Origin of the sequence: Brevibacterium sp. Mu109, assembly GCF_900169375.1 — a bacterium.
Taxonomy (GTDB): Bacteria; Actinomycetota; Actinomycetes; order Actinomycetales; family Brevibacteriaceae; genus Brevibacterium; species Brevibacterium yomogidense_A.
Genome location: NZ_FXZF01000020.1, coordinates 36,210 through 59,375, shown reverse-complemented (window position 1 = coordinate 59,375; position 23,166 = coordinate 36,210). Strand labels below are relative to the sequence as shown.

General features: G+C 67.5%; 35 protein-coding genes and 1 pseudogene. 19 read left to right on the top strand and 17 right to left on the bottom strand.

Annotated features, from left to right (window positions below):
• Positions 1-24: 24 nt before the first annotated feature.
• Both BSP109_RS12490 and BSP109_RS12485 read right to left on the bottom strand, forming a co-directional pair.
• Positions 25-324: a biopolymer transporter Tol gene (locus BSP109_RS12490; RefSeq protein ID WP_101601053.1), complete on the bottom strand. Its 300-nt coding sequence runs from the start codon at positions 322-324 to the stop codon at positions 25-27.
• Positions 324-800 (bottom strand): pyridoxamine 5'-phosphate oxidase family protein, encoded by a 477-nt coding sequence (locus BSP109_RS12485; RefSeq protein WP_101601051.1) that lies wholly within the window; start codon positions 798-800, stop codon positions 324-326. The genes BSP109_RS12490 and BSP109_RS12485 overlap by 1 nt, the downstream gene beginning before the upstream one ends.
• A 216-nt stretch (positions 801-1,016) precedes the next feature.
• On the opposite strand from BSP109_RS12485, the gene BSP109_RS12480 reads away from it, so the two are divergent.
• Complete coding sequence (locus tag BSP109_RS12480) at positions 1,017-1,340, top strand: hypothetical protein (protein WP_146001154.1); 324 nt, start codon at positions 1,017-1,019, stop codon at positions 1,338-1,340.
• 88 nt (positions 1,341-1,428) lie between these two features.
• On the top strand, positions 1,429-1,611 hold the full coding sequence (locus BSP109_RS12475) for a CsbD family protein (RefSeq protein ID WP_101601048.1): 183 nt from the start codon (positions 1,429-1,431) through the stop codon (positions 1,609-1,611).
• A gap of 100 nt (positions 1,612-1,711) precedes the next feature.
• On the opposite strand, the gene BSP109_RS12470 is transcribed toward BSP109_RS12475, so the two are convergent.
• From BSP109_RS12470 to BSP109_RS12455, 4 genes are all read right to left on the bottom strand, one after another.
• A complete protein-coding gene (locus BSP109_RS12470) occupies positions 1,712-2,446 on the bottom strand; it encodes a glycosyltransferase family 2 protein (RefSeq protein WP_101601046.1) in 735 nt (244 codons plus the stop codon).
• Positions 2,443-3,813 (bottom strand): bifunctional PIG-L family deacetylase/class I SAM-dependent methyltransferase, encoded by a 1,371-nt coding sequence (locus tag BSP109_RS12465; protein ID WP_101601044.1) that lies wholly within the window; start codon positions 3,811-3,813, stop codon positions 2,443-2,445. Before BSP109_RS12465 ends, BSP109_RS12470 begins: the two co-directional genes overlap by 4 nt.
• Complete coding sequence (locus BSP109_RS12460; protein ID WP_101601042.1) at positions 3,810-4,865, bottom strand: acyl-CoA/acyl-ACP dehydrogenase; 1,056 nt, start codon at positions 4,863-4,865, stop codon at positions 3,810-3,812. Before BSP109_RS12460 ends, BSP109_RS12465 begins: the two co-directional genes overlap by 4 nt.
• A gap of 148 nt (positions 4,866-5,013) precedes the next feature.
• Positions 5,014-7,125, bottom strand: a complete 2,112-nt coding sequence (locus BSP109_RS12455) for a 3-hydroxyacyl-CoA dehydrogenase NAD-binding domain-containing protein (protein WP_101601041.1) — start codon at positions 7,123-7,125, stop codon at positions 5,014-5,016.
• 168 nt (positions 7,126-7,293) lie between these two features.
• On the opposite strand from BSP109_RS12455, the gene BSP109_RS12450 reads away from it, so the two are divergent.
• Entirely contained in the window at positions 7,294-7,557 is a 264-nt protein-coding gene (locus BSP109_RS12450) for a GvpL/GvpF family gas vesicle protein (RefSeq protein WP_101601039.1), read from the top strand.
• A 164-nt stretch (positions 7,558-7,721) separates the two neighbouring features.
• Here BSP109_RS12450 and BSP109_RS12445 read toward each other — a convergent pair whose 3' ends face one another.
• Positions 7,722-7,901, bottom strand: coding sequence for a hypothetical protein (locus BSP109_RS12445; RefSeq protein WP_146001151.1), 180 nt, complete (start codon positions 7,899-7,901; stop codon positions 7,722-7,724).
• Positions 7,902-8,273: 372 nt separating this feature from the next.
• Between BSP109_RS12445 and BSP109_RS12440 the strand changes: the two genes are divergently transcribed.
• Both BSP109_RS12440 and BSP109_RS12435 read left to right on the top strand, forming a co-directional pair.
• Entirely contained in the window at positions 8,274-8,780 is a 507-nt protein-coding gene (locus BSP109_RS12440; protein WP_180959726.1) for a pyridoxamine 5'-phosphate oxidase family protein, read from the top strand.
• On the top strand, positions 8,777-9,076 hold the full coding sequence (locus BSP109_RS12435; protein WP_101601036.1) for a DUF4193 domain-containing protein: 300 nt from the start codon (positions 8,777-8,779) through the stop codon (positions 9,074-9,076). The genes BSP109_RS12440 and BSP109_RS12435 overlap by 4 nt, the downstream gene beginning before the upstream one ends.
• Positions 9,077-9,090: 14 nt before the next feature.
• On the opposite strand, the gene BSP109_RS17785 is transcribed toward BSP109_RS12435, so the two are convergent.
• Positions 9,091-9,225: an ANTAR domain-containing protein gene (locus BSP109_RS17785; RefSeq protein WP_256970182.1), complete on the bottom strand. Its 135-nt coding sequence runs from the start codon at positions 9,223-9,225 to the stop codon at positions 9,091-9,093.
• A 412-nt stretch (positions 9,226-9,637) separates the two neighbouring features.
• Between BSP109_RS17785 and BSP109_RS17780 the strand changes: the two genes are divergently transcribed.
• Positions 9,638-9,823: a hypothetical protein gene (locus tag BSP109_RS17780; RefSeq protein WP_257944681.1), complete on the top strand. Its 186-nt coding sequence runs from the start codon at positions 9,638-9,640 to the stop codon at positions 9,821-9,823.
• Here BSP109_RS17780 and BSP109_RS17775 read toward each other — a convergent pair.
• Together BSP109_RS17775 and BSP109_RS12420 are read right to left on the bottom strand one after the other, a co-directional pair.
• Positions 9,785-9,868: pseudogene (locus tag BSP109_RS17775) on the bottom strand (hypothetical protein); the annotation flags it as partial. The gene BSP109_RS17780 and the pseudogene BSP109_RS17775 overlap by 39 nt on opposite strands.
• Before the next feature lie 97 nt (positions 9,869-9,965).
• Positions 9,966-10,247 carry a 2Fe-2S iron-sulfur cluster-binding protein gene (locus BSP109_RS12420; protein ID WP_306298549.1) on the bottom strand — a complete coding sequence of 94 codons (282 nt, stop codon included), beginning with the start codon at positions 10,245-10,247 and terminating at the stop codon, positions 9,966-9,968.
• A gap of 151 nt (positions 10,248-10,398) precedes the next feature.
• On the opposite strand from BSP109_RS12420, the gene idi reads away from it, so the two are divergent.
• Genes idi through BSP109_RS12400 form a run of 4 tightly spaced genes read left to right on the top strand, consistent with a single transcriptional unit; the run spans position 10,399 to position 12,462 of the window.
• Entirely contained in the window at positions 10,399-10,935 is a 537-nt protein-coding gene (idi, locus tag BSP109_RS12415; protein ID WP_101601034.1) for an isopentenyl-diphosphate Delta-isomerase, read from the top strand.
• Complete coding sequence (locus tag BSP109_RS12410) at positions 10,881-11,795, top strand: squalene/phytoene synthase family protein (protein WP_308297914.1); 915 nt, start codon at positions 10,881-10,883, stop codon at positions 11,793-11,795. The genes idi and BSP109_RS12410 overlap by 55 nt, the downstream gene beginning before the upstream one ends.
• Positions 11,792-12,163 carry a lycopene cyclase domain-containing protein gene (locus BSP109_RS12405; RefSeq protein ID WP_101601032.1) on the top strand — a complete coding sequence of 124 codons (372 nt, stop codon included), beginning with the start codon at positions 11,792-11,794 and terminating at the stop codon, positions 12,161-12,163. Before BSP109_RS12410 ends, BSP109_RS12405 begins: the two co-directional genes overlap by 4 nt.
• Positions 12,160-12,462: a lycopene cyclase domain-containing protein gene (locus BSP109_RS12400; RefSeq protein ID WP_101601031.1), complete on the top strand. Its 303-nt coding sequence runs from the start codon at positions 12,160-12,162 to the stop codon at positions 12,460-12,462. The genes BSP109_RS12405 and BSP109_RS12400 overlap by 4 nt, the downstream gene beginning before the upstream one ends.
• Here the strand turns inward: BSP109_RS12400 and BSP109_RS12395 are convergent.
• From BSP109_RS12395 to BSP109_RS12370, 6 genes are all read right to left on the bottom strand, one after another.
• Complete coding sequence (locus tag BSP109_RS12395; protein WP_101601029.1) at positions 12,454-13,296, bottom strand: formate/nitrite transporter family protein; 843 nt, start codon at positions 13,294-13,296, stop codon at positions 12,454-12,456. The genes BSP109_RS12400 and BSP109_RS12395 overlap by 9 nt on opposite strands.
• A 40-nt stretch (positions 13,297-13,336) precedes the next feature.
• Positions 13,337-14,011, bottom strand: coding sequence for a TetR/AcrR family transcriptional regulator (locus BSP109_RS12390; RefSeq protein ID WP_101601027.1), 675 nt, complete (start codon positions 14,009-14,011; stop codon positions 13,337-13,339).
• A 95-nt stretch (positions 14,012-14,106) separates the two neighbouring features.
• Positions 14,107-14,481: a DUF2267 domain-containing protein gene (locus BSP109_RS12385; RefSeq protein ID WP_101601026.1), complete on the bottom strand. Its 375-nt coding sequence runs from the start codon at positions 14,479-14,481 to the stop codon at positions 14,107-14,109.
• 27 nt (positions 14,482-14,508) lie between these two features.
• Positions 14,509-14,733: a DUF2795 domain-containing protein gene (locus tag BSP109_RS12380; RefSeq protein WP_101601025.1), complete on the bottom strand. Its 225-nt coding sequence runs from the start codon at positions 14,731-14,733 to the stop codon at positions 14,509-14,511.
• Positions 14,734-14,795: 62 nt separating this feature from the next.
• Positions 14,796-15,824, bottom strand: coding sequence for a Vms1/Ankzf1 family peptidyl-tRNA hydrolase (locus BSP109_RS12375; protein WP_101601023.1), 1,029 nt, complete (start codon positions 15,822-15,824; stop codon positions 14,796-14,798).
• 125 nt (positions 15,825-15,949) lie between these two features.
• The gene (locus BSP109_RS12370; RefSeq protein ID WP_101601021.1) at positions 15,950-16,315 is read right to left on the bottom strand and encodes a VOC family protein; all 366 of its coding nucleotides are present in this window, start codon (positions 16,313-16,315) and stop codon (positions 15,950-15,952) included.
• 190 nt (positions 16,316-16,505) lie between these two features.
• Here BSP109_RS12370 and BSP109_RS12365 point away from each other — a divergent pair, with 190 nt between their 5' ends.
• The 9 genes from BSP109_RS12365 to BSP109_RS12330 all read left to right on the top strand — a co-directional run bounded on the left by BSP109_RS12365 (position 16,506) and on the right by BSP109_RS12330 (position 22,425).
• Positions 16,506-17,642: a helicase gene (locus tag BSP109_RS12365; RefSeq protein ID WP_101601020.1), complete on the top strand. Its 1,137-nt coding sequence runs from the start codon at positions 16,506-16,508 to the stop codon at positions 17,640-17,642.
• Between the two features lie 96 nt (positions 17,643-17,738).
• Positions 17,739-17,990 carry a type II toxin-antitoxin system Phd/YefM family antitoxin gene (locus BSP109_RS12360; protein WP_101601018.1) on the top strand — a complete coding sequence of 84 codons (252 nt, stop codon included), beginning with the start codon at positions 17,739-17,741 and terminating at the stop codon, positions 17,988-17,990.
• Positions 17,991-18,245: a Txe/YoeB family addiction module toxin gene (locus BSP109_RS12355; protein ID WP_101601016.1), complete on the top strand. Its 255-nt coding sequence runs from the start codon at positions 17,991-17,993 to the stop codon at positions 18,243-18,245.
• Between the two features lie 160 nt (positions 18,246-18,405).
• On the top strand, positions 18,406-18,726 hold the full coding sequence (locus BSP109_RS17515; protein ID WP_219618547.1) for a hypothetical protein: 321 nt from the start codon (positions 18,406-18,408) through the stop codon (positions 18,724-18,726).
• On the top strand, positions 18,648-19,511 hold the full coding sequence (locus BSP109_RS12350; protein WP_257944683.1) for a zinc-binding dehydrogenase: 864 nt from the start codon (positions 18,648-18,650) through the stop codon (positions 19,509-19,511). The genes BSP109_RS17515 and BSP109_RS12350 overlap by 79 nt, the downstream gene beginning before the upstream one ends.
• Entirely contained in the window at positions 19,501-20,532 is a 1,032-nt protein-coding gene (locus BSP109_RS12345; RefSeq protein ID WP_101601014.1) for a proline racemase family protein, read from the top strand. The genes BSP109_RS12350 and BSP109_RS12345 overlap by 11 nt, the downstream gene beginning before the upstream one ends.
• A 108-nt stretch (positions 20,533-20,640) precedes the next feature.
• Entirely contained in the window at positions 20,641-21,159 is a 519-nt protein-coding gene (locus BSP109_RS12340; RefSeq protein ID WP_087006637.1) for an OsmC family protein, read from the top strand.
• Complete coding sequence (locus BSP109_RS12335) at positions 21,156-21,830, top strand: hypothetical protein (protein WP_087006639.1); 675 nt, start codon at positions 21,156-21,158, stop codon at positions 21,828-21,830. The genes BSP109_RS12340 and BSP109_RS12335 overlap by 4 nt, the downstream gene beginning before the upstream one ends.
• Positions 21,831-21,939: 109 nt before the next feature.
• A complete protein-coding gene (locus BSP109_RS12330) occupies positions 21,940-22,425 on the top strand; it encodes a hypothetical protein (RefSeq protein ID WP_146001150.1) in 486 nt (161 codons plus the stop codon).
• A gap of 56 nt (positions 22,426-22,481) precedes the next feature.
• Here BSP109_RS12330 and BSP109_RS12325 read toward each other — a convergent pair whose 3' ends face one another.
• Positions 22,482-23,087 (bottom strand): HhH-GPD-type base excision DNA repair protein, encoded by a 606-nt coding sequence (locus BSP109_RS12325; RefSeq protein WP_180959725.1) that lies wholly within the window; start codon positions 23,085-23,087, stop codon positions 22,482-22,484.
• Positions 23,088-23,166 lie beyond the last annotated feature (79 nt).

Below are 23,166 nucleotides of genomic sequence, written 5' to 3'. Positions count from 1 at the left end.
GGCAGCAGCGACCGGGACGTCGACTCAGTCATCTTCGCGAAGCTGCTCCAGCCTCGCCTGCGCGCGATCTAGGCGGTCGTCGATCTGCATCTCCCACCAGGGATCGCCGCGCTCGCCCAGTCCTTCCTTCGCCAGCTGCACCCGATCACGCGCTTGGCGCCGCTCTGCCTCGTTACGGGCGTGCCCGACGGCGGAGCGTGCGCGGCCCAGCGCTGCGGTGAGTTCCGCGTGCACGTCCGGCGCCAGCACGGGATCGGAGGCGCGCCACCTCCGCCCGTCGACCACGATGTAGTGGCCGTCCGGAGTGCGCGTGGGAGCGGGCATCAGAGGGGCACCGTGTCGGATCCTCCAGACGGCTTGTCGCCGCTGACACGGGACTTCACGAGTTCCGCGATGCTCCGGACCTTCCCACCCGGTGTACCCCAGAACTGCGCGGAGTTCGAGGCGACCTTGAGCAGGCCCAGTGAGGAGTCCGTGCGACCGCCCTCGAACCACTCGGCTGCGCGGTCGTTCCAGAGTTCGTCGATCTTCGCCTGATCCTGGACGAAGGCGACGGTGCCGGACACGGACAGCCAGGTCCCGGCCTCGGCGACCGAAATATTGACGTGAGGACCCTGGCGGAGCGCTTCCGCCTGGTCACCCGTGAGTGAGAGGAAGAACCACAGGTCGCTGTCGTCGGTGACCTGCTGGGGGACCATCGGATGTGCGAGGAGCTTCCCGTCGCTGCGTGCGGTGGTCAGCATGACCCACGGCGCTTTCTTCAGGGCCGCGGTCACGTCCTTCTGCGTGATGTCAGTCATCACGTCACCTCCTGCTAGATGGAACAACGTGCCTTGTGAGCCTACGGCGGAGTGGGCACTGCGTCTACACCCTGCGCTCACCCGTACTCGCGCCTCGACTATTCTTACTGGTGAGGTGGAGTCCACCTCCCTGCCGCACCGTGGAGCGCTCCTTCCGGATGGTGCGGCGCGTGGACTGCGTGACCGCTGCCGAAGACCCAACGAGGAGACGACGAGATGACGCCCCAGCTCCATATGACCGACCCGCTGGCGGAGGAGATCGCACGCAGGAAGGCCCCGTCGCTCTGGGACTCCGAGGCGATCGGTGAATTCGTCGAACGGCTGATCCGCTCTGACGGTCTCACCCTGGAGGAAGCGCAGGCGCGGCTCGAGCTGGCGCGGGCTGCGAAGGTCGCGGAGGTCGAAGACCTCCTCACACTCGTCCTCGACGCCGCGGAGGACGAGGGCGGCAGAGATGTGGACGGGTGGATCATCAAGTCCGTGCGTGGTTCCCGTCGAGCGCACTATGCGCGCCAGGAGGCGTCGTCGGCGGTGAGCTGATCGGCGTTCACTCAGCTCGCTGCCAGGCGCGGTGCCTACCGTGCAACTCCCGTGGACTGGCAAGTCCGCCTGTCGAAAGGAGGCCCTCATGGGACTCGGAGACAAGATCGGCAACAAGTCGGAAGAAGCCAAGGGCAAGGCGAAGGAAGCCGCCGGTGACCTGAAGCACGATGGCGACCTCCAAGAGGAGGGCCGAGCCGACCAGGCCAGCGCCAAGACCAAGCAGGTCGGCGAGAAGGCCAAGGACGTCTGGAAGGGCGCCACCGACTGACAGCAGCTTCGCAGCAACGCCCCGTCCGGGTTCCGGGCGGGGCGTTCTTCTGCATTCGTGCGGAGAGGGCGTCGGCTGTCCCCTCCGGTCGACAGGATGCTCAGAGTTGCGCGGTCTGCTCGCTGGAGACCAGGTCGTCGAGGCTGCGCATGTAGGCGGCGAAGCCGTTGGGGATGCGGCCCGCCCTGCGTGCGGAGGTCGTGACCCTGGTGGTGTCCGTGGCGAGCCAGCGGACCCCGGCGGCCTTCAGGCGCTGCACCGTCAGGACGTCCTCGTCGACGGCGTTGTCGGGAAAGCCTCCCACGTCCATCAGCCGGTCGAGCCTGACGCCCAGGTTGGCACCGTGGACGGCGCCGTGGCCCTCTGCGAGTTCGTGTTGACTCCACCACATCCGATGCGCGGGGGAGTCGCGGGGCTCATCCGGCACCACGGTGCCCAGCACCAGGTCCACCCCGGACGCGGCGAACCGCGCCTGCTCGGTCAACCACTGCGGGGGCACGACGGAATCGGCGTCAGTGTGGGCGGTCCAGATCCTGTCGGGGGACACGTGCGGCCATCGCCGCACCACCTCGTTCAGTCCGGCGCTGCGCACTGCTCCGATGGTGGAGAACGTGCCCTCGACGGCGCGGATCTCCATCCGTGGGGAGCGGTCTGCGGCGGTGGCGACCACCCGCCGGCTGTCATCCGAACACCTGTCGAGCACCGTCACCAGCAGAGTCGGAACGTCGACGGCCGATGCTGCGGTGGCGACCGAGCGCAGGCAGGCCCCGAGATGATCGGCTTCGTTGTGGATGGGCACGACGACTGCCATGGCGTCCACGGACGTCGCCGTCATCCTTCCTCATCCGTCGTAGCGCTGCTCCACACCACGAGCTCGAAGTCAGCGTCGCTGACGGTCGTGACCCGCGGCAGCGTGAGCGCCTCGTCCAGGGCCGCGTGCACGTCCACGACGGTCAGCGGCCAGCCGACGATCCGGTGACGCCAGTGGCAGGCGATGACAGTCGTCGCGCCGGAGGCCGCGATCCTCTCCGCCAGCAGCGCCATCCGGCCCGGGCTGAGGAAGTAGCCGATCTCCGACACGACGACGAGGTCCGGCTGCCGGCCTGCGGACGGCTGCGGCCATTCCTCCGGCACCCGGCAACGGAGCAGCTCTACCCCGGTGCCTGCGACAGTGCGACGGGCGTGCTCCAGGGCCACGGTGCTCTCGTCGACCCCGATCACCTCGTCGCTGCGTGCGGCGAGGTCCCGCGCCAGCACCCCGACCGAGCACCCGATCTCCAGCGCGCTCGCGTACCGGCGCTGGGGGAGAACTGCCAGAGTGAGTGCCCTCTTGCGTTCCTCATACCAGCTGGTCTGCGTCTGCCACGGGTCCTCCGCCCCGCGGTGCAGGTCGTCGAACGGGCTCAGCTCGCCGGGTGTCGGGCGGCAGAGGATCTCGAACGGCCGCTCGAAGTGGGCCAGGATGGACGGCCCCAGCAGCGTCTCATCACCGGGATGAGGGCTCAGCGGGCTGATCTGTGTTGTGTGCAGAGCCATCGCTGTCCTCTTCGCCGCGCGTGCGTCAGCGGACAGCGTGAGGCGCACCAGCGGCTTGCTCGCCGCGAGTGCGCTCAGGTCGTTCGAGTCACCCCAGTGCCAGAGCCACAGCGGGGCCTCGAGGTGGGTGGCGTCGGTGCGCCACGCTGCTCCGGCTGCGGCCTCTGCCACAGCGGCATGGTCCGGGTGGCGGTCCTCGTGCAGCGTCGAGACGAGCAGAGTCTCTGCACCCTGCTGCGCGATCAGGTCCACCAGCCGCGCGAGGACCAAAGGCACGTCCTCGCTGAGGTGCCCGTCGCTCAACCCGAGCAGGTGCAGGTGCGCCGACGGCGCGAGTGCATGGACCGCCGCGGTCACCTCGTCCTGTCGCAGGCGGGCAAGGCACTCCTGATCATGTGTGGGGGAATCAGGGTGGGAGGCCTCGCCGGCGCTCGCCACCACCACGTCCACGGTCATCCCGCGTGCGGCGGCGGAGGCGATCAGACCGCCCGCCATGTGGCTCTCGTCATCCGGGTGCGCGGCAGCCACCACGAGCCGGTGGAACCGTGACAGGTCCAGATCCTCGGCCTCCGCGAGTACGGGGTCCGCCCGCCACACACTCTCCGGGGTGCCTGTCTGAGCGTGGCTGAAAGCCGGGTCTCCCTGACCGGTCACATCACTGTTCACGAAACTGTCCAGACTGCCGGGAGACCGTCGAGCACCCCGCGGCCCACGTCGGCGAGATCCCGTTCCGGCTTGTGCTGCCGCAGATACACCTGCAGATCCGCCACACGGCGCGCATGCTCCTCGTCCTGAGTGAGTGGAGCAGGCCCCAGCGCGTGGGCGGTGGCCGTGAGAACGGTTTCGCACGCGTCGTGCACGATGCAGCGGACACGCAGGGCTTCGGCCCACGCATGCTCTGCGGGGCCGTCGCCTCGTGCCGCGACCTGGCGTGCCGTGTCCGCGAGCACGGCACCGGCTGCGTGGAGTGCGGAGTCCGCGCGCCCCAGCTGGTAGAGGGCGATCTGGTCCGGTTCCCTCACGCGGTACGCGTCTCTCAGCGCTGTCACGAGCGAGGCTGCCGCACCCCACCAGACGGCGGCCACGCCGATGCCGCCGAGTGCGAAGCCCGGACGGGAGAGGTACCAGTCCTCCCCGCCGATGGGCTGTGCTGGCACGTCAGCGAAGGAGACAGGCACAGTGCGGACTCCGCTCAGTCCTCGGGACACCCAGTTCCCCGCGCCGATCGTCACGCCCGGCTCGGACAGAGAGACCGCGAAGAGAGTGCGGCCATGGTCGGACGTCCACGCCGTGATGAGGGCGTGGGAGACGGAACCGGCGAGGGAGCACCACGGCTTCTCCCCGTGCAGGGCCCAGTGACCGTCGGCGCTCTGTCGTGCGACCAGGCGCGACCCCGGACCTTCCGCGGCGAAGACTCCCCACGTGGCGCCATGGGGCGCTGTGATCGCAGGCTGCGATTCGGACTCGTGGGCCTGCTGGAGGATCGTCGCTGCGTCGATGTGCGGTTCGAGTGCGCGCGCCACGGTCAGGTCGATGGCGCCGAGCCCCGCGAGAACCTCCCACTGACGGCGGACATCCCCGTCCGCTGTGTCCAGCTCCTGCACGACCGATGGGGCCAGGCGCAGTGCCGCCTCCGCATCGCCTGCAGTATCGCGCAGGTCCTGTTCGAGCATCGGCGTGAGTGCGCCTCGGGACTTGCTGGTATCGAATCCACGCATGATGCAACAGTAAGCTACCTTGGCAGATCCCTCAGTCCTGGATTCTCCGGCGCCACGGAGTAGACGCCGTCTGCGCAGCACAAGAAAGGGGTGTGCGGGGTGACCGCCTTGGCGATCACCCCACACACCCCTTCTTGATGATGGGCTCTCAGTCAGCCGTGAGGCTGGCTGCGTCCGCCTTGGTGAGTGTCGAGATCGACTGGCCCTTCGCGACGACCGCCTCCAGCAGTGCGGCAGGTGCGAAGTCCTCGCCCAAGCGCTCCTGGTAGCCGCGCAGCTTCTCCAGCACTGCCTCCGCACCCAGCTGCTCCGCGTAGAACATCGGGCCGCCCCGGTAGACGGGCCAGCCGTAGCCGTTGACGTAGACGACGTCGATGTCCGACGCCCTCTCCGCCATGCCCTCCTGCAGGATCTTGAAGCCCTCGTTGATCATCGGCAGGAGGGCCCGCTCGAGGATCTCCTCCTCGCTGATCTCACGCGGGGTGACGCCGGCCTTCGCCCGCTCGTCCTCCACGATCTGCGCTGTGATGGGGGAGGGAGTCGCCTTGCGGCTCTCGTCATAGTCGTAGAAGCCGGCGCCGGTCTTCTGTCCGCGGCGGTCCAGCTCGCACAGCGCGTCCTTGATCGGGTAGGCCGTGGGTTCGCCCTTGACCCAGCCGATGTCGAGGCCTGCGAGGTCGCTCATCTGATACGTGCCCATGGGCAGGCCGAAGTTCGTCAGCGCACGGTCCACGTCCCACGGCATCGCGCCTTCCATGACCAGCTGCTCGGATGCGCGCGAACGGGCGTAGAGGATGCGGTTGCCCACGAAGCCGGGGCAGACGCCTACGAGCACGGCGATCTTGCCGATCGTGCGCGACAGCGCCATGACGGTTGCGATGACCTCCTTGGAGGTCTTCTCTCCGCGGACGTTCTCCAGCAGCTTCATGACGTTAGCGGGCGAGAAGAAGTGCGTGCCCACGACGTACTCCGGCCGCGAGGTGACCGCAGCGATCTCATCCACGTTCAGGGCAGAGGTGTTCGTGGCGAGGATCGCGCCGGGCTTGCAGATGCGGTCCAGCTGGGTGAAGACGTCCTTCTTCACGTCCATGCGCTCGAACACGGCCTCGATGACCATGTCGACCGGCGCGAGGTCGTCCATCGAGACGGAGCCGGTGATCAGTCCCATGCGCTCTTCGACCTGTGCGGTCGTGATGCGGCCCTTCGAGGCGGTGCGCTCGTAGTTCTTGCGGATCGTGGCAAGCCCGCGATCCAGCGCCTCCTGCTTCTGCTCCACGATCGTGACGGGGATGCCGGCGTTGACGAAGTTCATCGCGATGCCGCCGCCCATGGTGCCGGCACCGATGATGCCGACCGTGTTGACGGGGATGCGCGGTGTGTCCGCGGGGACGTCTGCAATCTTGCGGGCGGCGCGCTCCGCGAAGAAGTAGTAGCGCTGCGCGGCGGACTCCGGGCTGTTCAGGAGTGTCTGGAAGCGTGCCTGCTCTTCTGCCATGCCCTCGTCGAAGGGCAGGGTGACGGCTGCGCGGATGCAGGCGACGATCTCTGTCGGTGCGATGAAGCCGCGGAACAGCTTGGGGTTCGACTCCACGAACCGGTCGAACAGCTCCGGGTTGTCGCGGTCGGCTGCGACCTTCTCGTCCAGGTCGCGGACGCGGGTGAGTGGGCCTCCCTTGTCGGCGATCTGCCGGGCGAAGTGGACGGCGGATCCGCGCAGGTCGTCATCGGAGACGACTTCGTCGACGATTCCCAGGGCCAGGGCCTCGGCGGCGGGGACATGGCGACCGGAGGTGATGAGGTCCAGCGCGGTGGCGGCGCCGGTGAGGCGGGGCAGGCGCTGCGTGCCGCCGCCGCCCGGGAGCAGGCCCAGGTGGACCTCAGGCAGGCCGACCTTCGCCGAGGTGGTCGCGACTCGATAGTGCGCGCTCAGCGCGACTTCGAGGCCACCGCCCAGCGCGGTGCCGTGGATGGCTGCAACGACGGGCTTGGGGGAATCGTCCAGGACGGAGAAGATCGAGGCTCCCGTGTCCTTCGGGGCGTCGCTTCCGAACTCGGAGATGTCTGCGCCGGCGATGAATGTGCGGCCGGCGCAGATGAGCACGATGGCCTCTGCGGTGTCGTCGGCGTTGGCGGCGGCGAACGCGTCGCGCAGGCCGGTGCGTACTGCATGCGACAGTGCGTTCACTGGAGGGGAGTTCAGGGTGACGACCGCGATTCCCTCCTCAATCTCCAGAGTGACCACGTCATTGAAGTCCTTCATCTACTGTCCTCTCACATGGGGTGCTGCGGCTGACGTGCCGCGAGCGCGTATTTCATCGAATGTTTGTTCAGCAGTTCTAGTCTGCCCTGCTGTGACCCGATGTCAACGTGCTGTCTCATGCGAGAGTGCGAACTGCGCAGTGACGCAGTTCTTCGCTGTGGCACGCCGGTGTCCTTCAACGTGATCGTCCGTCCGGGTGCGGAGACCGGCGCGACGGCGAGGCAGCAGCTGGAAGCCTGGCTGGCCTCGGCGGGGGAGCAGTTGAGCTCGCGGCTGGAAGAGCTCGCGGGTTCCCCGGAGCTGCGGGGTGAGATCTCCCTGGATCGCAGCGCATTCGTCGAGGACAGCTCGGAGATCAAGCAGCTCAAAGAGGAGATGGCCGACCGGCCGGCGTGCGGCGCCTGGCCACAGCCGCACTCAGCGCCGGGATGAACGTCATCGTCGCCGCGCCTGCGGAAGAAGCCAGCTGCAGACATCCGTTTCCTGGGCCCGTGGCCGCCGTACTCCCTCGCGGACATGAGCGGCAACGAGCAGGCGATGACGGGACCCGCGGAGTAGAGGACCGCGTCACCCTGGTGGGGAGAGCGCCACTGCGGTCACTCTGGGTGCAGCATGTCCTCCACCGGCACTGACGGGTCCTCCGCGATGGAGCGCAGGGCGGTCAGCGTCGCGTAACCCTCCGACAGCAGTGCGGCGTCGCTGCCGGGAGCAGGCAGGTCCGCGGGGTCGGAGACGGCCAGGCGCACCGAGTCCAACGACGCGGAACTGCTGTCCAATCTGTCTCTGGTCGCAGAGAGCCTGAGTAGGAATCGCCACCACACAGCGGCTGCGAACCCCATCGGTTCGTCTCTCACCGAGTACGAGGCCTATGTCTGGCACGAGGCCTATGTCCGGCACGATGCAGACGACGATTGGTGCTTCGCTGTTCCGGCACTCGATATCGAGCAGCGCAACCACCTGCATCCGAGCAGCATCGCGTGGCTGGCGGCCTCGGCCGCGACACTGGCCGGGGGAGTGCCTGCGAACGTGCGGCTGATCGTCGGTCCATCGATGGACACGGCAGACGCTCTGGACGAGACCGAGGTTCCGCGCGTCGAAGAAGCCGCACGTTTCAGTGATGCTGGAGTCGCGGAGGGCCGCTCATGAGTGTGATCGACAGGGCCGCAGTCATCGCCCAGGCCCGGGACGTGCGCGTGTGCATGTTCCACGTCGTCGATGACGATATACAGGTCGCTTCGGAACCCAGGACCATCATCGATATCGATGAGGAAGACCGTCTGTGGTTCTTCGCCTGGGTGCCGTACGATCAGGTCGATGACGAACTCGACACGCGCGATGTCACGCTGACGATCGTCGACGACGCCCGTTGGGTATCGATCCTCGGGCGGGCCACCCCGCATCATGAGAACCTCGAGCAGAAACTGGTGTCGTGGGGAATGGATCCGAAGATCGAGAACGAGTCCAGAGCCTTCCGCCCGATGCTGTTCGACGTGTCGCCGTCGACCGCCCACTACTGGAGTTCGCCCGGCAGCACGCCGGTGTCGATCTCGATGCTGCCCGACGCCGCCGTACCCCTGCTGGAGCCGCGCTCACCGATCTTCGGGGCCGTGCGTCACCAGCTGTCCCCACTGACAGAAAGCGAACATCTGACATGACCACCGACTACGACGCCCCGCGCAATCAGGACCAGGAGAAGAACACCGTTCCTCTCGAGGAGTTCACGAATCAGGGTGCCCAGCGGCAGACGAATCAGATCGATGAGGACGAAGCCGTCGTCTCCGAAGGACTCGAACTGCCGGGTGCAGATCTCTCAGGCGAAGAGCTCACCGTACGGGTGCTGCCTCAGCAGAGCGACGAGTTCACCTGTATGGAGTGCTTCCTGGTCCACCACATCTCCCAGCTGGCGAGCGAAGAAGGGGACGAGCCGGTCTGCGCTGACTGCGTCGGCTGAGCCGCGAGGCCGCCTCATCCGCGTCGCGTGCGCAGTTCGCCGGTGGACACGAGGTGCTCCGCCACTGCGACGAGCTTCGCGTTGGTGGTGCTGCTCGCGTGGCTGAGGAGCAGGAACGCCTGCTGCGAGGTGATCTTGTACCGCTCCATGAGGATGCCCTTGGCCTGTCCGATGATGTCCCGGATGGCGATCGCCTCGCGGAAGTGGACTTCCTGACGTGATTCGGCGAAGGCCAGTGCGCATGTCCGGGACCCGCACCGTGGTCTCCTCGTACACAGCGTCGAGGCTCGGGCCTTCGCGCTCCTCCATCTGGATGGCGTCGGCCCGGCTCGGGAGGTCGCTCGTCGCGGCCTGGGCCATGACCGTCTTGCGGCCGAGCACGATGCTGATCGCACCGTCCTCGACTCCCGGGATCAAGTTGACGGCAGCGCGGACCATCGCCTCCAGCATGTCCTCCGGCGTCCGCTGCTGGAGATCACGAGCCATCCGTCCCAACTCGTAGTAGGTCGAACGGCGGGCCAGCGGGGAGGCCGGCAGGTCGACAGCGGTGATCAGTTCACCGTGAGCCAGTGTCGTCTCGACGTCGGGGCGGTCGCCGGGCAGGGTATGCAGATCCCCGATCGGGATTCGTCGCTGCCCGTCGGGGCCGGACTGCAGGGCTCGGCTGACGCCCGGCCAGCCCCGGCGCACCAGGGGGTCGGCGGCGAGGTCGCTGTTGCGGACATTCGTTCCGATGCGCAGGCCTGACTCGGTCTCTTCGATGTCGTCCAGCGGCAACCTGCTGATATCCACCAGTCGACCAGGTTGCTTCCGCCGCCCAGGTAACGGGCGCGCTCGTCACCGCTGACGGCGTCCACAGCGGCTTCGGTGGTTGCCGGCACCTCGTAGGTCATCTCTTTCTTCGTCCCGTCGCCTCCCTCACCGCGTTCAGGATGCCGACGTACGCGCCGCAGCGGCACAGGTTGCCGCTCATCCGTTCGCGGATCTCGTCATCGTCGAGGTCGACGTCGGCCTCGAGGTGCTCGGTCACGTGGCTGGGGTGACCGTGCTCGGCCTCGTCGAGCATGCCGATCACCGAGCACACCTGGCCCGGGGTGCAGCAGCCGCACTGGAAGCCGTCGTGGGCGATGAACCCCTGTTGGACAGAGTGGCGGCGTCCGTCCAGGAGCACGGTGCACGAACCGCACTGGCTGTGGTCGCAGAACTGGAGGTCCTTGTTCGATATCGACGGACATTCGGCTTAAGTAGCGGTCGGTTGACTGTATCCAGTGCGCTAGTATGGCGGTGATCCACTGCAGCCATCCGGCGAGGAGCAAGGTGTCATGCCAGAACCCGAACGGGTCGTCCTGCTCGATGATCATGGTCGTCCTGCGGGAACGGCGCTCAAGTCCGAGGTCCACGGCCAGGACACGCCTCTGCACCTCGCGTTCTCCTGCTATCTGTTCGACGAAGCGGGCGCAGTGCTGGTGACGCGACGAGCGCTTACCAAGCGCACATGGCCCGGCGTCTGGACGAACAGCTTCTGCGGTCACCCGGGCCCGGGGGAGGAGCTTCCCGAGGCGGTCCACCGCCGGGCCCGGGAAGAGCTGGGAGCGACCGTGCGCGATGTCTCCTGTGAGATCCCCGGCTTCCGCTACCGTGCGATCGACGCGAGCGGGATCATCGAGAACGAGATCTGCCCCGTGCACACCGCGGTCATCGACGGCGACCTGGAGCCCGATCCGTCCGAGGTCTCAGAGTGGGCGTGGGTGCGACCGGAGGACCTCCGTGCGGCGGTGGAGGCCGCACCGTTCGCCTTCAGCCCGTGGCTCGTCGAACAGCTCCCGCAGCTCACGCCCGGAACCGGGCCGCCGCGATGACCGCGGCAGGATCTGCCCCCCGCTATGACAGGGTGGCCCAGGCGAGCGCGGCCGCCGTGATCAGCGGCTACTCGACCTCGTTCGGGTGGGCGACCCGGCTGCTCGCCCAGGCGGAGCGCGGAGACGTCCGCAGCATCTACGCGCTGGTCCGGGTGGCCGACGAGATCGTCGACGACCCGGACCTCGGCCCCGATCCGGCGCTGCGCCGACGCCTGCTGGACGGTCTCGAAGCGGAGACGCTTCGCACCATCGACTCCGGACGCAGCGCCAACCTCGTCGTCCATGCCTTCGCGAGGGTGGCTCGGAAGCACGGGATCGATGCGTCTCTGATCGAGCCGTTCTTCGCGTCGATGCGCGCAGACCTGACGCAGACCGACCACACGGGTCACAGCCTGGACGAGTACGTGTACGGATCAGCGGAGGTCGTCGGGCTGATGTGCCTGAGGATCTTCATCGCCGGTGATGCCGCCGCGTACGAACGGCTGAGCCCGTCCGCCCGCAGGTTGGGCTCCGCCTTCCAGAAGGTGAACTTCCTGCGCGACCTCGCCGATGACTACGACGTGCTCGGTCGTCGGTACTTCCCTCAGCTGGACCCGGCGCGCTTCAGCGACGCCCATCGCGACGAGCTCCTCGACGACATCGATGACGATCTGGCAGCGGCGGCGGTCGGCATCGCGGAACTGCCGGTCGGCAGCCGCCGTGCCGTCCAGGCCGCACACGCGCTCTTCGGTGCTCTGTCCCAGAGGCTGAGGCGGACACCGGCTTCCGACATCCGCCGCAGGCGGGTGAGGGTCCCGGACAGCAGCAAGGCGATGATCCTTCTCCGGGTATTCGCCCGCGGGGTCGTGGAGCGCCCATGACCGCGATCCTCTACCTGGCTGCGCTGCTCGTCTCCACCGTGTGCATGGGCCTGCTCGACCACCGCTTCCGGCTGGTGCTGTGGCATACACCGCGAGGCAGAGCGTGGCGCGGCGCGGTGACGGTGCTGATCGGCGTCGTGTTCTTCCTCATCTGGGATCTGGCGGCGATCGCCTTCGGCCATTACGGAGCGGGCCGGACCACGGCGATGACCGGGATCATGGTCGCTCCCGAGCTGCCGATCGAGGAGATCGTCTTCATCACGTTCCTGAGCTACCTGACCCTCGTGCTTAGGGGGCTGATCATCCGGGGCGCGCAGTGGATTCGTAGGACGCCGTCCCACGAAGCCGACCGGGAGGTGGGCCAGTGAGCTACCTCGCGCTCGCCCTGGTCTTCCTGACCCCGGCCGTCGCCGTGGCCATCTACGCCACGTGGCGCTGCAGACTGTCCGGCCGATGGTGGGGCTTCACAGCTGCGACGATCGTCGTGCTGCTGGTTCTGACGATCGTGTTCGACAATCTCATGATCGCTGCGGACCTCTTCCGCTTCGACGAGGACCAGTTGACGGGATGGCGGGTGGGTCTCGCCCCTGTGGAGGATCTGATGTGGCCTGTGGCGGCGGGGCTGCTGCTGCCGTCGACGGCAGCGCTGCTGGACCGGTCAGCGTGATTGCTCTTGCAGCTCCTCGAGGGAGAACTGGCCGGTGCGCACCCCCCAGAGGATGCGTCGAGTGCGGACCACGCGAGGCAGAGCGATGACCAGCAGGCCGCCGAGCATGTTGAGCGGGATGACGATCGCGAACCACTGGACGAAGTCGAGGACCGATATATCCGCTCCAGCGAGCATTGCGGCAAAGATGACGATCGCGTTGAGCGCTCCGTGGAGCATGCCGAGGCCGATCACGAGAAGGCCGGTCACCATGCACGTGAGGGCGGTGACGACGTCGTTCGACGACCCCTGCTGCATCCGGGTGGACAGCGTGATGGTGGCACCGGCGAGCATGGACAGCGCGATCATGACGGGCAGCGATGACTGGTCGATGTAGCTGACCGCGTAGTCGATGATCGTTGAATGGTAGTCCGGCAGCCCCAGTACGATGAGCCACGAGAAGGCCAGGCCTCCGAGCAGGTTCGTCACGAGGGTGACCGACCACAGGCGGACGATCTGCACCCACGTGCCCTGTCCGGCGATCACGGCGTTCAGAGGCAGGAGGAACTCTTCGGTGAACAGCTCGGAATGCGCCAGCTTCAATGCGAGCAGCCCGATGCCGAATGCCATGCCCGCCAGGATGTCGGAGCCGGTGGCCTGTTTGACGAGGACCATCGCCAGGATGCCCAGACCCACGTCGACCCCTCCGAAGAAGCCGGTGACGACGAGTTCAGGCCACTTCCTGTTGAGCCGTTTGGAGCCTTCGACGACGGTCGTGGTCGCTTCATCGACCAGCTCGTCCTCGAGGTCGAAGTCGTTGCCGCCCAGTCGCTGACGCTGCTCTTTCTGATCCATCTGATGCGGCCTTCCTCTTCGGTTGTTGATCCGGCTGTCGTCACCCACCGGGGAGGCGGATGCGTTCTATGAGGGCGTCGAGGCCCTCATCGAACTCGCGGTCCGAGTGGTCTGCGGACAGCAGGTGCTGCAGTTCCATGACGGTGGGGTGGTCCGCGGGGTCCTCGGTGGCGCCGGGCCCCTCATTCCCCGCAGCGGCCGTGCCGGCGCTGATGGGGGAGACCTGCTCTCCCCGGGACGAGGCCTCCAGGAGGAGATGGCCGACGAGGAAGCTGGTGAACGCCTTGTAGGTCCGGACTGCGCGGTGGTGGGAGAACCCATGGGCGACGAGGGCGGAGAGGAAGTGCTCGACCCAGCGGATGCTGCGAAGGGGCGGTCGCAGCCAGGGCGCTTCCGGCGGTCGGGTCGCGACCAGCGGGAACGCTCGCGGGTGGTCGGCTTCCAGGTCACGCATCGCAGTGCCCACGCTGCGGAGGTACTCCTGCCAGGTATCTGCGCCGGAGGTGATGCGCGGGTCGTCGAGCAGATCGTCGACGAGACCGTCGACCACGTCACCCAGCAGGCGGTCCTTGCCCTCCATGTGCCGGTATAGGGCCATCGCCTCGACGCCCAGATGCGAGCCGAGCCTGCGCATCGTCAATGACTCGGGACCATGCGCGTCGATGTAGTCGGTTGCGGCTTCAAGGATCCTCGTGCGGTTGAGACCCCTGGACATTGAGCCTCCTCACTGCGCGCGACAGCCGGGGCCCGCTCCGGACCCCGGCTGCCTTCACATGTCTGCGTGTCTCCCGTGGACAGTGAGGATGGGGCTCACCGCTCTGTGAGGAAGCGGTGGAAGTCGTCGGGCAGGACCGCGTTCACTCCCAGGAACTCGCCGTCGCTGAGGGCTTCTCGGAGGGTGGTCAGCACGGCGGTCGCAGCCTTCTCCGCCTCAGCCTCGCTGACGTTCAGCTCCGTCCCGAGGGCGGTGACGAACTCGGAGGCAGAGAAAGATTCCGAGGCTTCACGGGCGAAGAGCATGGGCCCGATCTCCTGCGGCAGCTGGGCCGCGGCGTCCTTCAGCTCACCGCGGAGGTCCAGCGTGCCGAAGACGCCGAGCACGGAGCTCGTCATGCGTGAAGCCTCGTCACTGGTCTCAAGGTCGGCGCGCTGCTGCACGCGGTCGAAGTACTCAACTGTCTGCATGGGTGTTTCCCTTCCTGTCGTCCGCGCTCAGCGGTCGGTTCCGCCCGGGGCGTCGCCCTCGGGCTCCTGCGGCACCGCCTCGACGACCTGGTCCTTGTTCTCGAAGCGTCGTTCGGGCATCGTCCGCAGTGCTTGCAGGGTCTTCGCGTCTGCCCCTCGCGTGGAGGCGTACTCGATCAGCTCGTCCTTCGTCGCGGGGAATTCGACTCCCTGCAGGGCCTTCGCGGCGCGGAGTTCATCACGTGCGGTCATGGCGGTTCTCCTCTGTTCTCACTGCTTGTGTTCTCATTACTTCTCTGACGACTTGTCTGCCGTCACTGGTCGGGCACGTCGAAGCGCAGGATCGCGCCGACCGCGTCCGCGAGCTGGGAGTCGGTCAGCGCGGCCTCGGCATCGGTCCGGACGCTCGCCGCGAGCAGCTCGGCCTCTCGTTCGGCAGTCCGGTCGTATTCCAGCAGGAGTGTCTCGACAGCTCCCATCTCCAGTGCCTGCGCAGTGCGGCTGGAGCCTTCGAGCGCCAGTCCGCGTGACTGCGCGGCAGAGAACTGCTCTGCTCGCTGCTGTGCTGCCTCATCGCTGCGCTCTGCCGCGAGGCGGCGAAGTTCGTCCGCCAGGACCTCCTCGGCACCGTCGTCGGACACCCCGCCCGAATCGATCTCGACGTAGGCGTCCTGCAGCGCGGAGGACAGCTCATCGCGCAGGGCTGTGCGGCCCTGCACTTCGCCGGCCAGGACCACGAGGTCCGGCTTCCACGCTTTCGCCACCCGGTCGAGGTGGTCTGCGACGTCGCGGACGTTCTGCTTGACCACCTCGTCGGCTCGGTTCTGGATCTGCTTGTGCGACAGCGCGCCTTCGCGAGGCTTGTGCACGGAGTCGGAGTCGCTGCTGACGACTCCTTCGGCCCGCGTATCGACGGTGTGCGATTCGGAGACCGCCACCTGCCGCACGAGTGCACCGTGCTGGTCCGCGACGGCCACGAGCAGACGCGCGGAGCGCTCCCTTTCGCGGACGAAGGCTCCCAGCTGAGGCTCCTCGCCCAGGTGCGCCGCATCACCGGCGCCCAATGCTGCATCCCATGCCTTGTCGAGGATCACCCCGGTGGCATCGACCACCAGGACGCGACCGTTCGACTGCACCTCACCCGGCTCTGCGCCGAGCACCGCCTCGTCGAGCGAGGACAGGGCGCTGTCAGAGGCACCCTCTTCGCTGAGCTGGTCGCGGAGACTCTCCCACCGGAGCCTCACCTGCTGCTGTGCGTCCTCAGAAGGGGAGTGGCCCTCCAGGTAGACCGTGACGAAGGGCCCCTGTCCGTCGTAGACGTGCCGGATCTCGTTCAGCTGCATGCGTCGGCCTCCTCGTTTCCGATGACAACCTGAGTTGTGGTCGTATACACGGTAAACACGCGAGGGAAGCCGACGTCAACCAGGGCGGAGGGCCCCGGCTCACCACAGTGGGAAGGCAGAGCCGCTCACGGCAGCACGAGGCAGAAGGGACGACCGATCGGGTCCGCGTAGACGCGGAAGTCTGAGTGATCCGTGTCGTCCTCGAGCAGCGTGCCGCCGGCGGCGAAGAGGGTCGGTTCGGCAGCCTCATAGGAGTCGACCCGGATGTCGATGTGCGCCTGCAGCGGGACGGTGTTGTCCGGCCAGGTCGGTGCGACAAAGTTCTCCGCACGCTGGAAGGACAGGATCAGCCTGCCCGACGGCTCGTGCAGGTCGACCCACTCGGCATCCTCGTCGGGAGAGATGGTCCCGCCCAGAAGTGCCTGGTAGAACCGGGCGTTGTCGAGCGGTACGGGGCAATCCATGGCGGTGGTGTTCAGCGTGCCGATCATCAGTGATCCTTCTTCCGCTGGTTCTGAAGCAGTGGGCCTCCGCGACTGCACGTCGAAGCTGCACGGGAACCCTGCCGTGGTCAGCATATCCGGAGGACGGGGCCTTGCCGCAAGACCCCCTCCGTGGGCCAGAATCGGATCTTCGCTGTTGATTCTGACGCCTCTTTCTCATGATCCGGGAGCTCTCTTCGTGTCCTCTGCGCCCTCACTCCGCCCTGCCACGACCTCGTATTTCGACCTGCCTCACCGTCTCGATGCGAAGACGGTCCCCGAGCTCATTGCTCGCGACGACGAACACTTCTCCGCGGTCGCCAGAAGCCTCCACCGCCAGGCTGCGGAACTGGACGGCCGCCTCGACGCGCTCCGGCAGCGCGCCGGTTCCCACGGTGAGGCCGCACTCGAGCGCGATACGGAGATTCATCGGCTCACCGCGCAGCTGCGCCTCCTGCAGCGCTTCGACGTCGACGTCTGTCTGGGCCGGATGGTGTTCGCCGCCGAAAACGAACCCGTCTACATCGGTCGCGTCGGCCTTGCTGCCGAACACGGCGACCGTCTCCACGTCGATTGGCGCGCGCCCGCAGCCGGACACGACCTGCAAGGTGCGCTCGACGACGAAGCGGGGGAATCCGCGAGCGCGCGAGCCGATTCGATCGACCGCCTAGTCGGCCCCTTCGCACACATCGTGATCGACGAGGCGCAGGAGCTCGCGGACGCCGAGTGGCGGGTGGTCCTCGCCCGGTGCCCATCGCGCAGTCTCACGATTGTGGGCGACCGTGCTCAGGCACGACGCGGCTTCGCGGAGGAATGGACGGAGAGGCTGGCTCGAGTGGGCCTCAGCCAGGCGGCCGGCGATCGCGTGGAGATCTCCCGCCTGAGCGTCAACTACCGCACGCCCGCAGAGATCATGGCCGAAGCCGAGCCGGTCATCCGCGCAGCGCTTCCCGATGCGAATGTTCCCGGGTCCGTGCGTGAGGCGGGGGAGCCCGTGCGCCACGCCTCTGTCACGGACCTCGATCGGGTCCCCGGCGAGTGGCTGCGCACCAACTCGGTGGGCACGGCGTGCGTCATCGCACCGGCCGAGCGTGTGAGCGCGGTCGGCGGTGTCGCCTCGACAGGGGGCGCCACCTCTACGGAGGCTGACTCGTCTGAGTCCGTCGAAGAGGCCCGGGTCCGTGTGCTCACTCCGGAATCCGCGAAGGGGCTCGAGGCCGACCTCGTGGTGCTCATCGACCCGACGTCATGGGGAGAAGGCATCCGGGGCGCGGTCGACCGCTACGTGGCGATGACCCGGTCCACCCAGCAGCTTGTCGTTCTCGCAGGAGACTGACGCGAGAACGTCGTGCTCTGCTGCACACGCGACCACTACAGGTGGTACAATAAACGGGTACGGGTCGTGTGAGTAGTGAGTAGAGGGAGTGGCGACATGTCAATCAGCGCCAGCGAGGCCCGCAGGACGCTTTTCCCGCTCATCGAGCGTGTGAACGACGACCGTGATGCTGTCGAGATCGTCTCCCGTCACGGCAATGCTGTTCTCATGCCGGCTGACGAATACGAGGCGTGGAAGGAGACTGCTTACCTGTTCCGCTCGCCTGCCAATGCTCGTAGGCTCCTTGACTCCTACGAGCGCGCCACCGGGGGCCAGACGGAGGCGCACGAACTCGACCGGGAGGACTGAGTGCGCCCGGTCTGGGACTCGCACGCGTGGGCAGATTACAAGCACTGGCAGACCGCTGACCGTCGAATCCTCAAGCGGATCAACACGCTCATCGACGCGTGCCTTCGGGAGCAGTACGCGGGGATCGGGAAGCCCGAGCAGCTCAAGTACGGCGCGCAGGGCGCGTGGTCGCGTCGCATCACTGACGAGCACCGGCTCGTGTACCTCGTCGATGGCGATGACCTGGTCATCCTCCAGGCGCGCTACCACTACTGAGCGGCTGGTCCGCACGACAGGGAGGACGGCGACCGACATCGCGAAGCTGAATCTCGATGCTGGCCACGTCGAGGCATAGACGCGGACGGCTGCGGCATGTCAGCCTGCCCCTGAACCGCGATGGTGCGGTTCGCGTGCTCCGCAGAGGGGATGGAGATCGATGCCGATTCCACAGACCATGAGCGCCGTACAGCTGGTGGGCCACGGCGGCCCGGAACAGCTGGTCTACTCCGATGACGTGCCCGTGCCGCTTCCCGCAGACGGGGAGGTGCTGATCGATGTGCACGCCTGCGGGATGAACAACACCGACGTGTGGGTGCGCGAGGGCGCCTACGGCAGCGACACCGACCCCAAGAGGTCTCCACCTGGCGGCGTGGTCGCTCCACACTCGAGTTCCCGCGCATCCAGGGTGCCGACATCGTCGGCCGCATCGCCGGCGTCGGACCAGGTGTCGACCAGGACCGCATCGGTGAGCGGGTGATGGTCGACTTCAGCCTCTACAACCGGCCCGAGAGTGATGAGTCGCTGGCCGACATCGACTACATCGGCCACGGCCGCGACGGCGGCTACGCCGACTACGTCACTGTCCCCGCAGAGAACGCCTACGAGGTCACCGCAGACGTATCCGATGCGGGCCTCGCCACCTTCTGCTGCGCCTACCTCACCGCCGAGCAGATGCTCGACCGGGCCCGGCTGGCAGCCGGCGAGCGGATCCTGGTGACAGGGGCCTCGGGCGGGGTGGGTTCTGCCGTCATCCAGCTGGCCCGGGTGCGCGGCGCGATTCCGTACGCCGTCACGAGCGTCGGCAAGGAGTCGGCACTGCGTGAGATCGGCGCGGAGGGAGTCCTCACGCGCGACACCGATGACCTCGTCGCCGAGGCCGCACGGGTCATCGACGGACCGGTGGACGTGGTCGCCGATCTGGTCGCAGGACCGCTGTTCAACGATCTGCTGCGGATCCTGCGTCCCGAGGGCCGCTACACCACCGCGGGAGCCATCGGCGGCCCCGTGGTCGACCTCGACCTGCGCACGGTGTACCTCAAGCACCTCGAGCTGCACGGCTCCTCCCAGGGGACCCGCACCGCCTTCCGCCGCCTGGTCGGGTACATCGAGGACGGCAGGATCCGACCCCTGCTGGACCGCACCTTCCGGCTCTCCGACTTCCTCGAGGCCCAGCGCACCTTCGTGGGCAAGTCGTACATCGGCAAGCTGGTGGTGGTGCCTGACCGGCACTGGGATGACGTGGGGGCACACTATGCGCCGTGAGCGGAGCCTCGATCTGATCGACGCGCAGTCCGGCGGCGACGTGTCCCGCGTGGTCACTGCCGGTATCGAGCCGATCCCGGGTGCGACGGCACTGGAGAAGGCCCGGTACCTCCAGCGCGAGGGGGACGGGCTGCGCCGGCTGCTCCTGTCGGAGCCGTACGGGGACCCCGCGATGTCCGTCGACCTGATCGTCGAACCGGGCCATCCGGAAGCGCAGGCTGGCTACATCATCATGGAGGCCATGGGCTACCCCCTGTACTCCGGGTCGAACACCATCTGCGTCGCGACCGTCCTGCTGCAGAGCGGCATGATCGAGATGACCGAGGGGCTGCAGGACGTGGTCCTGGAATCACCGGCGGGGCTGGCGCGGGTCAGCGCGCGCAACGTCGACGGCCGCGTCGAGTCGATCACGACGCAGGGCGAGCCCGCCTATGTGGCCGAGCGCGGCCTGTCGGTCGATGTGCCGGACTACGGCCGCGTGGAGTTCGACCTGGTGTGGAGTGGGGCCTACTACGCCATGATCCACGCCGCCGACCACGGCTTCGACCTCACTCCTGACGAGCAGATCGCGCTGACGGCGTTCGGCGACGCCTTCGTGCGCGCGGCGCGTCCCGGACTGCGTCAGGAGCACCCCGCACTGGGAGACGTGGGTCCGCTGCCGTTCGCCCATTTCATGGGCCGGGTACGCACGCTGGAGAACGGCAAGGTCGAGTCCCGCTCGGCGACCTACGTCCACCCGGGCGTGATCTGCAGGAGTCCGACGGGGACCGGAACGTCGGCACGGCTCGCGCTCATGGCGGGCGAGGGGGACCTCGGCTCCGGTGACACTCTGGAGACGATCTCGCCGCGCGGCAATCGCTTCGTGGGCACTGTGCTCGGAGAGGCCATGGTCGGAGACTTCCCGGCGTGGCACTCGACCATCACCGGGGGAGCGCGCCTGTTGGCGCACTCGCGGGTCACGGTCGACCTGGACGATCCGCTGGTGGACTCATCGGATCTGGAGAAGCTGCTGAGCCCGTGAGGCGGTGGCCGGGTGAGTCGCAGGGCGGCGTGCGCCGGGTGCGTTGTGTCCGGTGAGTTGTGCTGGGTGCGTTGCGCCGGCTCAGCCTCCGGCACATAGTCTGGACGGATGGATGAGACGACGAACCCGGAGCACGTGGCCGAACAGCGTGGAGTGAACGTCACGCGGACCGGCTTCGAACGGTACACAGTGACGACGAAGGCCGGTGTGGAGCTGGAGTTCGGGCGAGGCGAAGGCCTGGTCGACCCCGTCGACATGATGCTCGCCGGCCTGGCCGGGTGCATGGCGGTGAGCATCGACAAGCCGCTCACGCGGGCGGCGGAGCCGGAGCGGTTCGATATCAGCGTCGTCGCGGACAAGCTGAAGGACGAGTCGATGGCGACGCGTCTGCAGAACCTCCGCCTGGACTTCGATGTGGCGTTCGCCGACTGGACGCGGAAGCAGGACCCCCAGGCGTTCGTCGAGAAGCTGCTGCACGTCGCCCACGACACCCACTGCACCGTCTCCCGCACGATCGAAGCCGGCGCCCACGTGGAGGCGGGGGCGACGGTCGAGGTGACCGGGACCTCGGCGGCGGATGATGTGTCCGGCACGGACGATGACAGTGCGGGGCCGGGAACGCGATGACGACGGGATCGTCGGGCAATCAGTACCGCGAATCGGCGGCGGGTGACGGGCGGCCGCTGGACCTCCCCGCGGGCGCGTCGAAGAGCGAGCGCGTCCGCCACCGGTTGGATCTGGTGGAGAAGAACGGCCTGCTGGTGATCGGACGTGGCTCCAGAACCGGGGCCATCGTGCGCGTTGTGGGCAGCGTGATCATCAGTCTGATCGGTCTCGCCGTGCCGGTGATGGGAGGCGAGGGCTTCATCCTGGTATTGGGGCTCCTCTTCTTCGGGTTCTTCGGGATACTCGGCCCGGTCCTCACCGTGAAGAGGCACCGACAGGACTACAGCCTGGAGCTGACGCCGGAGGAGTTCACCCTGATCCGGCGAGTGGGCGGTTCGCAGGAGTTCGTGCACCGCGTCAGGTGGGTGGACATCATCCACGTCGGAACGGTGAGCAGCACCGGCCGGCCCGAGGGGATGCGTGTCCCGTCCGTCGTGGTCGTGGGGGCCTCGGGCGGGGCGCGTCGTCCGACGGTCCGCACCTTCTTCTCCCGAGAGATCCGCGGTGAGCGGGTCACGCTGAGTCAGCCGCTGGCCGTTGGCCGGTGGGAGCTGGTGGATCTGCTCCGTGAAGCGCGCAAGCGGTTCGCGCCGCAGGAGCAGGACGGTTCAACGAACGCGAAGGCACTCTAGCGTGGCCGCGGCAGGCCTCACGCGGAGTGAGCGGAACGCTGATCGACTGGACCAGGTGGAGGAGAAAGGTCGGCTGGTGATCGGCCGCGGGCCGGCGAAGGGCGTGGTCGTGCGCATCGTCGTCTGTGTGCTGATCGGGCTGCTGGGGCTGGTCGGTATGGCGGTGGGAGCCGAGAGCATGATGAGCGTCGTCGGGTTCCTGTTGTTCGTGGCCATGGGCCTCGTGGTGCCGTACTTCGTTCTGAGGCAGCACGGGCAGGAGTACAACCTGGTGCTCACCCCGGAGGACTTCGCCTTTGTTCGGTATATCCGGGGCAGGAAGGAGACGCTGCACCGTGCGACGTGGGTGAACGTTCGCAGTGTGGGGACGCTCCGCGTCGGCTATCAGCTCGGGTCGATGAGTATGCCGTCGGTCATGGCCCTGGGAGCCTCGGGAGTCGCGCGGCGGCAAGTGGTCCGGAAGACATTCACCGGTGAACTCCGCGGTGAACGGATCCTGTTGTACCAGCCGCTGGCCATCAGCCGGCCGGAGCTGGTGGACCTCCTCACCGACGCGAAGAAGCGGTTCGGCGCGATCCCCGACGGCACAGGCTGAGAGTGCGGTCGCTGTCAGCGCGGCTTCGTGAGCCCAGCTTCGTCAGCCCAGCTTCGTCAGCTCTTCTTCGCCTCCTTGGCGGCCTTCGCCGCTGCCTTCATCGCCTTCTTGTTCTCACGCACGCGGAACAGTGAGTCCTCATCGCGGACGTCTGCGATCGAGCGGAACGCGTCGTCCGGTCCGTAGTCACCGGCGGCCTCGCGCCAGCCGTCAGCCGTGAGGCCGAACTGCTTGCCCAGCAGCGCGACGAAGATCTTCGACTTCTGATCGCCGAAGCCCGGCAGCGCCTTGAGGCGACGCAGGATGTCTTTGCCGGTGGGGGCGGAACCATCTTTGGTGGGTGCGGTCCAGAGGTTCTCCGCGACGCCGTCGTAGTCGTCGACGAGGGTCTGGGCCAGCGCCTGGACGCGGGTGGCCATCGAACCGGGGTAGCGGTGGACGGCGGGCTTCTCCTTGAACGCCTCGAGCAGGGCGTCGGGGTCCAGCGCGGCGACGGCTGCGGGGGAGAACTCGTCCAGCCGTTCGACGAGCTTCTGCGGCCCGGCGAAAGCGGATTCCATCGAGACCTGCTGGTCGAGCAGCATGCCGACCATGAGGGCGAAGCGGTCGTGGGTGAGCAGCTCATCGGCCTGCGGGTCGGTGGAGAGGTACACGGAAGTCATGCCCACCATCCTGCCGCATGTGAGAGGGGAGTGGTGGGTGTGGTGGGTGTGGTGGAGGTGGGTGTGGGGGCCACGGCGG